The organism is Actinomycetes bacterium (assembly GCA_036000965.1).
Lineage (GTDB): Bacteria > Actinomycetota > CALGFH01 > CALGFH01 > CALGFH01 > DASYUT01.
On sequence record DASYUT010000258.1, the window covers coordinates 1 to 8202 of the forward strand.

Annotated in this window: 9 protein-coding genes and 1 riboswitch; of the genes, 5 read left to right on the top strand and 4 right to left on the bottom strand. The window is 74.3% G+C overall.

Features of this window, described 5'->3' with window-relative positions:
* The first annotated feature begins 4 nt into the window (after window positions 1–4).
* From VG276_22390 to VG276_22405, 4 genes are all read left to right on the top strand, one after another.
* The gene (locus VG276_22390) at window positions 5–646 is read left to right on the top strand and encodes a sulfite oxidase-like oxidoreductase (GenBank protein HEV8652065.1); all 642 of its coding nucleotides are present in this window, start codon (window positions 5–7) and stop codon (window positions 644–646) included.
* Window positions 616–1371 carry a ferredoxin reductase gene (locus tag VG276_22395; protein ID HEV8652066.1) on the top strand — a complete coding sequence of 252 codons (756 nt, stop codon included), beginning with the start codon at window positions 616–618 and terminating at the stop codon, window positions 1369–1371. The genes VG276_22390 and VG276_22395 overlap by 31 nt, the downstream gene beginning before the upstream one ends.
* 2 nt (window positions 1372–1373) lie before the next feature.
* Window positions 1374–1694, top strand: a complete 321-nt coding sequence (locus tag VG276_22400; protein ID HEV8652067.1) for a DUF6510 family protein — start codon at window positions 1374–1376, stop codon at window positions 1692–1694.
* 255 nt (window positions 1695–1949) lie between these two features.
* Window positions 1950–2903 (top strand): aldo/keto reductase, encoded by a 954-nt coding sequence (locus tag VG276_22405; protein ID HEV8652068.1) that lies wholly within the window; start codon window positions 1950–1952, stop codon window positions 2901–2903.
* A 226-nt stretch (window positions 2904–3129) separates the two neighbouring features.
* Here VG276_22405 and thiE read toward each other — a convergent pair whose 3' ends face one another.
* From thiE to thiO, 4 genes are all read right to left on the bottom strand, one after another.
* The gene (gene thiE / locus VG276_22410; protein ID HEV8652069.1) at window positions 3130–3801 is read right to left on the bottom strand and encodes a thiamine phosphate synthase; all 672 of its coding nucleotides are present in this window, start codon (window positions 3799–3801) and stop codon (window positions 3130–3132) included.
* A gap of 95 nt (window positions 3802–3896) precedes the next feature.
* Window positions 3897–4706 carry a thiazole synthase gene (locus tag VG276_22415; GenBank protein ID HEV8652070.1) on the bottom strand — a complete coding sequence of 270 codons (810 nt, stop codon included), beginning with the start codon at window positions 4704–4706 and terminating at the stop codon, window positions 3897–3899.
* A 7-nt stretch (window positions 4707–4713) separates the two neighbouring features.
* Window positions 4714–4920 carry a sulfur carrier protein ThiS gene (thiS, locus tag VG276_22420; protein ID HEV8652071.1) on the bottom strand — a complete coding sequence of 69 codons (207 nt, stop codon included), beginning with the start codon at window positions 4918–4920 and terminating at the stop codon, window positions 4714–4716.
* Window positions 4917–6314 carry a glycine oxidase ThiO gene (gene thiO, locus VG276_22425; GenBank protein HEV8652072.1) on the bottom strand — a complete coding sequence of 466 codons (1398 nt, stop codon included), beginning with the start codon at window positions 6312–6314 and terminating at the stop codon, window positions 4917–4919. Before thiO ends, thiS begins: the two co-directional genes overlap by 4 nt.
* A riboswitch (TPP riboswitch) is annotated at window positions 6306–6428 on the bottom strand. It overlaps the preceding gene by 9 nt.
* Window positions 6429–6755: 327 nt before the next feature.
* Between thiO and VG276_22430 the strand changes: the two genes are divergently transcribed.
* Complete coding sequence (locus VG276_22430; GenBank protein ID HEV8652073.1) at window positions 6756–8183, top strand: hypothetical protein; 1428 nt, start codon at window positions 6756–6758, stop codon at window positions 8181–8183.
* The last annotated feature ends 19 nt before the right edge of the window (window positions 8184–8202 follow it).

Consider the following 8202-nt stretch of genomic DNA (forward strand, 5'->3'; position numbering starts at 1 on the left):
GCGGATCCGTCTGCCGGAGGCCGCGCTCGTGAGCGGGTTCATCTCGCGCGGGTTCCGGGGCAGGCGGCGGCTGCCCGAGGACCTCGCCGGGCGGGTCCCGCCCGGGCAGTACGTCGAGCCGGGGTTTCCCGTGCTCAGCGCCGGGCCCACCCCACGGATCGACCTGGCCGAGTGGCGCTTCCGGGTCGCGGGGCTGGTAGCCCGGCCTCAGGCGTGGACCTGGGAGGAGATCCGGGCCCTGCCGCCGTCGACCTTCACCGGCGACATCCACTGCGTGACCAAGTGGACCAAGCTCGACACGACCTTCACCGGGGTGTCGGTCGACACCCTGCTCGACGCGGCCGAACCGCTGCCCGAAGCGAGCCACGCGGTCGCCTCCAGCTACGGCGGCTACACCACCAACCTGCCCCTCGACGACCTGAGCGGGGGCAAGGCGTGGGTGGTGTGGGAGTTCGACGGGGCGCCGCTGGCGCCCGAGCACGGCGGGCCGGCCCGCCTGCTCGTCCCGCACCTGTACTTCTGGAAGAGCGCCAAGTGGGTCATGGGCCTGCGCCTGCTCGACCACGACGCGCCCGGCTTCTGGGAGTCGCTCGGCTACCACAACCACGGGGACCCATGGCTGGAAGAACGGTACTGGAGCGACTGACCTGGCGGCTTGCCCGCGTCGTGGCGACCAGGGCCGAGACGCCCCGGTTCGTCAGCCTCGACCTGGAGGTCCCAGGCTGGCCAGGTCACCTGCCCGGCCAGCACCTCGACGTCCGCCTGACCGCCGAGGACGGCTACCAGGCGCAGCGGAGCTACTCGATCGCGTCGGCGCCGGCCGGCGAGCGGGTGGCGATCACGGTGGAGCGGCTCGACGACGGCGAGGTGTCGCCCTACCTCGCCGGCGACCTGCGTGCCGGCGACCTGCTGGAGCTGCGCGGGCCGATCGGCGGCTACTTCGTGTGGGAGCCGTCCCTGGGCGGGCCGCTGCTGCTCGTCGCGGGCGGGTCGGGGGTGGTGCCCCTGCTGGCGATGGCCAGGCACCGCGCCGCCACCGGCAGCCAGGTGCCCACCCGCCTGCTGTATTCGTCGCGGTCAGCCGCTGACGCGCTCGCCCGCGACGAGCTCGACCGGCTGGCCCGCACCGACGGCAGCGGGTTCGCGGTGACGCACACCTTCACCCGCGAGCAACCGCCCGGATGGACCGGCTACCGGCGCCGCATCGACCCGGCCATGCTCGAGGAGGTCGGCTGGCCGCCGGCGGCGCGGCCGCTGGCGTACGTGTGCGGCCCGACCCGGATGGTCGAGGCGGTCGCCACGACGCTGGTGGAGCTCGGGCACGACCCGGTCCGGGTGCGTACGGAGCGGTTCGGACCGACTGGAGGCTGATCATGGACGACCGGGACCTGCGACTGGACGGCAACGCGGCGGCGGGCCTGCTCAGCGAGGTGTTCGTGCTGGAGGCCACCACGGCCTGGACCGGCTGCGCCGGCTGCGGCGCGGCCCGCCAGATCGGCGCGCTGATGGCGTACTGCCACGGTATGGGCACCGTCCTGCGCTGCCCGAGCTGCGACACCGCGGTGGTCCGGGTCGCCAGCGCTGGCGGGCGCTGGTGGCTCGACCTGCGGGGTGCGAGCTCCCTGCGGTTCGAGCCGCCGCCCAGCCACCCGGCGGCTCAGGGCGCCCGGCTACCCGGCGGTGAGGGCGCTTGATCTCCCGGCGGTTGAGGGCGCCCGGCCCGGCGGCGGTTGAAGGCGCCCGGCCCGGCGGCGGTTGAAGGCGCCCGGCCGCCCGGCGGTTGAAGGGCCCGGCGCGGCGGCGTATCGTCCGGCGACCGGCCGCCCGCGTGGTCCCGGTCGAGCTCGGCGACGACCGCGGGTCCGGACCGCTGCCGGGCGTGGCGCGAGCCGGCGGTCGGTGCCACCGTGGCAGACAGGCAACGGGCACGCGGACCGAAGGGAGCGCGCATGCGGCGGCGACGGCTGGGACCTGACGGCACCGAGGTCGGCGCGATCGGGCTCGGCTGCATGGGAATGTCATGGGCCTACTCGAGCGCCGAGCGGGACGACGCGGAGTCGGTCGCGGTCATCCACCGGGCCGTCGACCTTGGCATGACGCTGATCGACACCGCCGACGTGTACGGGCCCTTCACCAACGAGGAGCTGGTCGGCCGGGCGCTCGCCGGCCGCCGCGACCAGGTCGTGCTGGCCACCAAGTGCGGGCTGGTGGTCGAGGACGCGGCCACCTACACGCTCCGCAAGAACGGCCGTCCCGAGCATGTCCGCGAGGCCTGCGACGCGTCCCTGCGCCGCCTCGGGACCGAGGTCATCGACCTCTACCAGCTCCACCGGGTCGACGACCAGGTGCCGCTGGAAGAGACCTGGGGCGCGATGGCCGCGCTCGTGCAGGTGGGCAAGGTCCGCGCCGTCGGCCTCTCCGAGGTCGGGGTGGACGACCTGGAACGGGCCCAGGCGATCCATCCGGTGGCGAGCGTGCAGTCGGAGCTGTCGCTGTGGACGCGCGACCCCCTCGGCGAGGTGCTGCCCTGGTGCGCGGCGCACCACGCCGCCTTCATCCCGTTCTCGCCGCTCGGCCGGGGTTTCCTCACCGGGCGGATCACCGCGGCGTCCTTCGCCGGCGACGACTTCCGGGCCCGCAACCCGCGCTTCGCCCGCGAGGCCCTGCAAGCCAACCAGACCCTGGTCGACCGGGTCCGGACCGTCGCCGGGCGGGTCGGGGCGACCCCAGCCCAGGTCGCGCTGGCGTGGGTCCTTGCCCAAGGGGAGCAGGTGGTGCCGATCCCGGGCACCAAGAAGCTCGCCTATCTCGAGGAGAACGCCGCTGCCGCCGACCTCCAGCTCGGCCACGCCGACCTGGCAGAGCTGGACGCGCTGCCCGCGCCGGTCGGGTCGCGGTACTGAGGACCGAGTCCGCCGACCGGTCCAGCCCAATCCTGGGAACCGGGTCCGCCGACCGGTCCAGGCCCCCGCCTGAGGCCAGCGCGGACATCGACGCGGCATCGTGGTAGAGCGCATCGCTGCGGTTCCCGGATCGGTCAGATGAATGCGCCGGCCGGTCGGGTCCGGAGAGCCGGGTCAGGGTGTGTCGGCCGTGGCACCGTCCTGCCTGGCCAGGCCGGTGCCGTGGTCACGCGGTGGCGGCCGCTTCGAGGCGGGTGCGGAGCTGGGCAACGGCCGCGGCCGGATCGGGGGTGCCGGTGATCGCGCGGACCACCACGGCCCGGGTCGCGCCGGCGGCCAGCACCTCGTCCAGCGTGTCCGGGCCGACGCCGCCGATCGCGAACCACGGCACCGGCGGGTCGAGGCCGGCCACGGCCCGGAGCAGCCCCACCCCGGTGGCCGGCCGGCCCGGCTTGGTCGCGGTCGGGTAGACGGGGCCGACCGCGAAGTAGTCCCAACCCTCGGCCACTGCCCGCCCAGCCTGCTCGAGGTCGTGGGTCGAGCGCCCGAGCAGCACCCCCTGGCCGAGGATGCGCTCGGCCCAGGCCCTGGGCAGGTCGTCCTGGCCGAGGTGGAGGATGTCGGCGCCGGCAGCCAGGGCCACGTCAGCCCGGTCGTTGACCGCGAGCAGGGCGCCGTGCCGGTCGGCCGCCTCGCGCAGCACGGCAGCCGCCTCGAGCAGGGGGACGGCCTCGGCCTGCTTGTCGCGGAGCTGCACCACGTCCACGCCCGCGCCGAGCACCGCGTCGGCGAAGGCGGCCAGGTCAGGCCTGATCGGGGTGCACAGGTAGAGCCGGGCGGCGGCGAGCCGCCCGGCCGTCCCCCGCCGGGCTCCATCAGCCCCCCCGCCGGGCTCCATCAGCCCCCCGCCGGGCTCCATCAGCGCCCCCGCCGGGCTCCATCAGCGCGCCCCCGGCCCGGCTCCGTCAGAGCGCCCCGACCGGCCCGGCTCCATCAGCGCCCCGCCCGCCCGGCCGGAACGGCCGACGCCCCGTCGAGGTCGGCCAGACCCTCGAAGGGGGTCGACGCCTCGGCGTAGAGCCGGCGCGGGATCCGCCCGGCCCGGGCCGCGAGCCGCCCCGCCTCGACCGCCTTGCGCATCGCCTGCGCCATCAGGGCGGGCTCCCGGGCCCGGGTGACCGCACTGGCCAGCAGGACCCCGTCGCAGCCGAGCTCCATCGCCATGGCCGCGTCGGAGGCGGTGCCGATGCCCGCGTCCAGGATCACCGGGACCGTCGCCCGCTCCAGGATGATGCGCAGGTTGTAGGGGTTGCGAATGCCCATGCCGCTGCCGATCGGCGAGCCCAGGGGCATCACCGCGGCGCAGCCGAGCTCGGCGAGCTGCCTGGCCAGGACCGGGTCGTCGTTGGTGTAGGGCAGCACAGTGAAGCCGTCGTCCACCAGGGTCTCGGCCGCGTCGCGCAGCTCGACCGCGTCCGGGAGCAGAGTGCGGTCGTCGCCGATGACCTCGAGCTTGATCCAGTCGGTCTCGAACGCCTCCCGGGCCAGCTTGGCCGTGCGCACCGCGTCCCGGGCGGTGAAGCACCCGGCCGTGTTCGGCAGCACTCTGCACCCGGCCCGGCCGAGCACGTCCAGGACCGACCCTCTGGCACCCGGGCTGGTGCGGCGCAGCGCGACCGTGGCCATCTTCGCACCCGACGCGAGCAGGGCCTGTTCCAGCGCCTCGAGGCTCGACGCGCCGCCGGTGCCCATCACGAGCCTGGACGTGAACGGCTGGCCGGCGATGACGAGCGGATCGTCCATGGCTGTCTCAACCTCCTTGGCTGGCGCCGAGGACTTCCAAGCTGTCGTGGTCGCCGAGGCCGGTCGACGCCCAGGCCGACCGCGGCACCACCTCCCCGTTGAGCGCGACCGCGATGCCGGCCCCGGACACCGCGTGGCCGAGGCCGGCCAGCACCTCGGCCACGGTGGCACTGGGCGCGACGTCTGTCGGGGTGCCGTTGACGATGACGGTCATGCGGTGCTCCTCCATCGGGCGCCCCCGGCCATCGCCGCGCCCCCGGCTGGGGCGCCCCCGGCCATCGCCGCGCCCCCGGCCACCACGTCCCCGGCCACCACGTCCCCGGCCACCACGTCCCCGGCCACCACGTCCCCGGCTAGGGCGCCCCCGGCTAGGGCGTCCCCGGCCGTTACGTCCCCGGCCGGGCCGCTCACGGCGGGGCCGCTCCCGCCGCGGGCAGCTCCGGCGACAGCGCCGGTCGCGGGCTGCTGGTCGAAGCGCGCGGGCGAGAACGGCGCAATCAGCTCCGGCACCGGCCCGCCGGCCAGCAGCTCCGCGACCGCGTCGCCTGTGACCGGCGCGAGCAGGATGCCGTTGCGGTAGTGGCCGGTGGCCACCACCAGCCCGTCCAGGCCGGAGGGGCCGAGGAGCGGGGCGTTGTCGGGCGACCCGGGCCGCAGCCCGGCCACAGTCTCGGTCAGCTCCAGCTCGCTCACGTCGGGCAGCAGCTCGACCGCGTCCCGCAGCAGCTCGTACACCGCACCAGCCGTGACCGTGGTGTCGAACCCCTGGTCCTCCACGGTGGCCCCGATCACCACCCGGCCGTCGGCCCGCGGCACCACGTACACGTCGAGCCCGCGCACGTTGTGCTGGCACAGCGGCGCCTCCCGAGACCCCCGCAGGTGCAGGAGCTGGCCCTTGACCGGCCGGACCGGGGGCAGGGCCGGCGGCGGCACACCCCGGAGCGAGCCGCTCCAGCAACCGGCGGCGAGCACCACAGCGCCCGCCTCCAGCACCTCGCCGCCCTCCAGGGCCACGCCCCGGGCCCGGTCTCCGGCGGTGACCAGCGACTCCACCCGGGCCCGGCGGACCTCGACCCCGGCCCGCCCCGCGGCCGCGAGCAGCGACCCGACCAGCGCGCGGTTGTCGACCTGGTGGTCGCCGGCGGCCAGCACGCCGCCGCGGACGCTCGGGGCGAGCCCCGGCTCCACCTGCCGGCACTCCCGGCTGCGCAAGCGCTCGACCTCGAGCCCGAGCTCCGACTGGAAGCGGTAGAGGTCCTCCACAGCGGCCAGGTCGTCGCCGTCGCGGGCGACGGTCAGGGTGCCGCAGCGCCGGTAGCCGATGGGGCTGCCGCTGGCGTCCTCCAGCTCGCCGGCAAAGCCAGGCCAGCGGCGCGCGGCGGCCAGGTTGAGGCGGAGCAGCGCCTCCTCGCCGTAGTGGACCTCGGTGACCGGCGCGAGCATGCCGGCCGCGGCCCACGACGCCCCGCCGCCCGGTGCCGCGTCCACCACAGTGACGGCCATCCCGGCCAGCGCGGCCCGCCAGGCGACGGCCAGGCCGATCACCCCACCGCCGACCACCAGCACGTCCGGGGCGGCACCCCGCGGCGCGCGCGCCTGATCGTTCACTTGGCTCCCTCCCTCCGCCGGCATTACCCGGAGCAGGTTCCAACGGTCGGCGGCCTGGCAGCCGCCCTCTCAGCCGTTGCCGTTACCTAACCAGCAGCTCCCATGGTGCCAGCGAATGCTCCATAAGACCGCCGCTCGCGGTGACATGCCGCCCGAAGGGCTCCGGGACCGGTTCAGGTGGCTGGGTCCGCCGCGCTGCGGTCGCCTCCCGTCGCTGCTGAACACGCCGTCAGCGAGGTTCAGGTCCGGGTCAGCGTTCCCCTGACAACCTGAGACCCGCTGCCCCCGGCGACCGAGGCCCACCAAGGGTTCTGCGCTCCCAGACCGCGAAGCGTCACGTTGCGCAGGGTCAGGTTGGTCCGGCAACCGAGACCCATCGCAACCGAGACCCATCGCAACCGAGACCCCCAAGGTTCTGCGCTCCCAGGACAGGAGGATGACATGCCTCGCCACGGAGAAGCCCCGCCGCGACGACTCGGCCCGAGGCGCTGGCCCGGCCCGGCGCTGCTGAGCATCGGCCTGGCCGCGGTGCTGGTGGCCGGCGCGTGCAGCGACTCCGGTTCCAAGACGTCGAACTCCACGAAACCGACGACACCGGTCACGATGTCCGCCGGCCCAAATTGCGTCAAACCCGAGGCCGCCGGTGGGTGTCTCCCGGTCGGACCGGCCAACAGACGGGTCGATCTCGTCAAGCCGTCATTCTCCAACCCGACATCGATCACCAACCCGCTGCATCCCAGCAGCAAGATCGCACAGGTCATCTATGGCGGCCAGGTCGACGACAAGCCGTTCCGGACCGAGTTCACCCGCCTTTCCGACACCAAGACCATCAGCTGGAACGGCCAACCGGTCAAAACGGTCATCATGCAGTACGTCGCGTACTCCGACGGGCGCATCCAGGAGATCGCGCTCGACTGGTTCGCCCAAGCGGACGACGGAGCCGTGTGGTACTTCGGCGAGGACGTCTCCGACTACGAGGACGGCGTCGTCCAGACCCACGAGGGCACCTGGCAAGCCGGCCGGGACGGCCCGGCAGCGATGATCATGCCCGCCAACCCCAAGGTTGGCGACGCCTACCGGTCCGAGAACATCCCCGGCAAGGTCTTCGAGGAGGTAACCGTCAAGTCCGTCGGCCAGACGGTGTCCGGCCCGAGCGGCCCCGTCAGCGGCGCACTCACCGCCAGCGAGCTGCACATGGACGGAAAGCGCGAGGACAAGATCTTCGCCCCCGGCTACGGCGGGTTCTCAACCGGCAGCGCCAACGGCGACCTCGAGCAAGCCTCCCTCGCCGTGCCCACCGACGCACGTTCCGGGCCCCTGCCAGCTCAGCTCACCACCCTCTCCACCACGGTCCGCAAGGCCTTCGACGCCATCGGCAGGAACGACTGGACCGGCGCCTCCGCCGCCGGCACAGCATTGAAGACGGCATGGGACGCCTACCGGTCGGGTGACGTCCCCGAGCTGCTCGAAAAGCAGATGAGCAGGGACCTCGACACCCTCGCCGAAGCCGTCGCCGCCCGCAACCCCGAAGAGGCTCACCAGGCCGCCCTCCGCGTCGCCCAGAACGACCTCGACCTCCGGCTGCGGCACCAGCCCGTTGTCAAGATCGACCTCGCCCGCCTCGACCTGTGGGCGCGCCAGCTCCTCGTCGACACCGCCGCCGACAACCCCGGCGCGGTCGCCGGCGATGTCACCACGCTCGAACTGATCCGGGACCGGGTCCGCCACACGGTCGACCCGGCCATCGCCGCGCGCCTCGACGCCCAGCTCCGCGACCTGCGAGGCGCAGCCAACAGCAAGGACGTCGCCGCCGCCGCCAAGGCCACCCCGGCTCTGCTGGCGACGCTCGCAACCATCCAACCCAGCTGATCGGGCCTTCTCACCGCGT